Annotated in this window: 6 protein-coding genes; 1 reads left to right on the top strand and 5 read right to left on the bottom strand. The window is 58.8% G+C overall.

Features of this window, described 5'->3' with window-relative positions; translation table 11 throughout:
• On the top strand, positions 1-412 hold a 412-nt coding region (locus IVA82_RS09790; RefSeq protein ID WP_247493282.1), incomplete at its 5' end, for a DNA ligase.
• Between the two features lie 245 nt (positions 413-657).
• Here the strand turns inward: IVA82_RS09790 and IVA82_RS09785 are convergent.
• The 5 genes from IVA82_RS09785 to IVA82_RS09765 all read right to left on the bottom strand — a co-directional run.
• Positions 658-870, bottom strand: a complete 213-nt coding sequence (locus tag IVA82_RS09785) for a cold-shock protein (RefSeq protein WP_247385461.1) — start codon at positions 868-870, stop codon at positions 658-660.
• A gap of 154 nt (positions 871-1,024) precedes the next feature.
• Positions 1,025-1,219, bottom strand: a complete 195-nt coding sequence (locus tag IVA82_RS09780) for a hypothetical protein (RefSeq protein WP_247385460.1) — start codon at positions 1,217-1,219, stop codon at positions 1,025-1,027.
• A 448-nt stretch (positions 1,220-1,667) separates the two neighbouring features.
• Positions 1,668-1,955 (bottom strand): hypothetical protein, encoded by a 288-nt coding sequence (locus tag IVA82_RS09775; protein WP_247385458.1) that lies wholly within the window; start codon positions 1,953-1,955, stop codon positions 1,668-1,670.
• Entirely contained in the window at positions 1,952-2,119 is a 168-nt protein-coding gene (locus IVA82_RS09770; RefSeq protein WP_247385456.1) for a hypothetical protein, read from the bottom strand. Before IVA82_RS09770 ends, IVA82_RS09775 begins: the two co-directional genes overlap by 4 nt.
• A gap of 24 nt (positions 2,120-2,143) precedes the next feature.
• On the bottom strand, positions 2,144-2,382 hold a 239-nt coding region (locus IVA82_RS09765), incomplete at its 5' end, for a hypothetical protein (RefSeq protein ID WP_247493283.1).

Genomic DNA, 2,382 nt, shown 5'->3' with positions numbered 1-2,382 from the left:
CGAGGCCGCGCTTAAGAACCGGCAGAAGCATTTCGTCATTGACGGCGAAGCCGTAGTGCTTGGGGTGGACGGCGTATCGGATTTCAACGCGCTGCATTCACGCAAGCATGAGCACGAGGTGCAGCTTTACGCCTTTGACGTGTTGGCGATGGGTGGGGACGATCTGCGCGACCTGCCGCTGCACTTGCGAAAGACAAATCTTGAACGGCTGATGGCTCGTCGGCCGGATGGGATCACCGTGGCGCCTTTCGAACGCGGCGAGATCGGGCCGGACCTATTCCGCGCTGCGTGCCGCATGGGCCTAGAGGGATTGGTGTCCAAGCACCGCGATCGGCCCTACCGTGGCGGCCGGCAGAAGCACTGGATCAAGGTGAAGAACCGAAGCCATCCAGCGATGGAGCGCGAGCTATGAAAGTGTGGATCTAGGATCAGGGCGAGGATTTGAAGGTCTTCGCGACTGAGGAAGTCGCACAGGCTTGGCCCGATGAGAAATCCCGAAGGGGTGGCTTTCGAGTACGAGGTTCTGCGTATCGACGTAAAAAACGGCCCCAGCGCTAACGAGGGGAACAGCTGGGGCCGTTGTCCATACTCCGGCCTCGTCAGGGGGGCTATCGGGACCGAAGCATATCGAGAACGGGGCGCGTTGCCCTTTGTTCCTCACTCAGAAGCACGCAGATTTTCCGCGCTGCTCTTACCGCGCCTCGGATCAACTTTGACCTCGTAAGAGACTTTCTGTCCCTCACGCAAGTCTGAGAGGCCCGCGCGCTCCACTGCGCTTATGTGTACAAACACATCTTGGCCGCCGTCATCGGGTTGGATGAAACCAAATCCCTTGGTCGCGTTAAACCACTTCACAACACCTGTCGCCACGTCCGTCTCCTGCTTAAGCAATATCGATAGAGTAAATCAGGCTGGAACGACGCCCGCAAGACTGCTCCGGTTTTGGCTTGGGTTGGCGGCGTCCCGCCAGCCCTTGCCAAGCCAGCGCCGCGGGCGTCCCCACTGCGCCGACACTGAGTCGTGATCAAGCGTCCTCGATCGCCGCACTCAATTTTATCAGCCGCAGGTCAGCCTCTCGCTGCGAATGCAACTGACAAACCTTCAAGAACTGTTCGTAATCCTTCTGAAGTAGCTCGCGCAATCGACGCTCAAGCAGCTTCCGCATTTCACGTTCTATATTCAGCGCGCGCCGCAAGGCTCGATTGTCATCGCTGCTCATTTGCCCGTTCCGGAAAGCGCCAAGCTACGCACTCGGCTTGCTCCAATTCGTCGAAGTCCGGATCCAAGACGGCCGGCGCGAACTTCGACCAGTCTGTTTCCGATTGATCAGTGGGCTCCTGGCGCATCCGCTTTCGTTTAGGTGTCATAGGTGCCTCGTCACGTAAGTCACCAATAGTGGACTGGTTCGGGCACGCCGGAGCCTAGCGGGTCATTGATCACGACATCGCCGCCGACGGCTTCGACGGTCGGGTCCGACGTGCCGGAGTTCTTCGTGAGCCACATAGACGTATTCGCTGGGACATTAACCGCGCTCCCCGGCCGGTTTACGTCCAGCAAAACTATCGCGGTTGCGCCGCCAACTGTGCGGACATGAAACCGTGAGACGGTCTTGACGGCGATTATCTCGCCTGCGCGGAGTGTGTACGGTCCCTCTACATAGCCGCCCATTACTCGAACTCCTCAATCTGCTTGTCGGAAACAGCCGTAACCTCATCCTGCCATGGCTGAATCAGGATGCGCGGCACGAACTCGGAATGTTGCAGGCTACGCAACCCTTCCTCGAGCCGATTCCGCGTGAAGTGGAACGTCCTCAACTGAGCCGCACGGCAGTTTTGATTTTGCAAGGTGCGCTCGACGGCGTTCAGGCGAACGAACGCCTTACGCAGCGTCTCCAAGGCGGCGACGTACTCAGCGCCTGCTGCCTCGCGCTCGTCGTCGAGTTGCTTCGCGTTCACGACTGATCGATCCCCAATGCCTTCTTGAGTGGCGCTGGCATCTGCTTTTGCACGGGCGGTGCCTGCTGCACGACGTCGGCCGCCAAATTGACATTGATGACAGGTTGGAGCGGCGGGATCGCTTGCTTGGCGAAGCTGTCGGCGTTTAGGCGTTTCGTGGCCATAGTTGGTCCTTTCGTGTGGTTGGGTTACGCGGCGAGCGAACGCTCGATTTCCGCTTCGATGTGGCGTTGATCGGGGACAGTCGTGTTCAGGAAATCGTCTAGCATTACAGTTGCTTTGTTTGCGGGCTTCTGAATCCATGGGCAACCATGATTCGAATGTCGTGGGCGCGGGCCGCGTCGGTTGAGGAGACGCTTGCGTTGTGGGCGGCGTCGCTTCGAGAGATCAAGAAACGGATACGTCCGTTGTTCACGCAAGAGCGTGT

The sequence above is a fragment of the Bradyrhizobium sp. 142 genome, assembly GCF_023074015.1.
GTDB lineage: Bacteria > Pseudomonadota > Alphaproteobacteria > Rhizobiales > Xanthobacteraceae > Bradyrhizobium.
Note: the sequence above shows the minus strand (reverse complement) of the source record. Positions and strands in the feature narration are given on the sequence as shown.

Coding starts and splice junctions, on each gene's coding strand:
- IVA82_RS09780 (WP_247385460.1), bottom strand. CDS start 1,219: ATGAGCAGCGATGACAATCGAGCCTTGCGGCGCGCGCTGAATATAGAA.
- IVA82_RS09770 (WP_247385456.1), bottom strand. CDS start 2,119: ATGGCCACGAAACGCCTAAACGCCGACAGCTTCGCCAAGCAAGCGATC.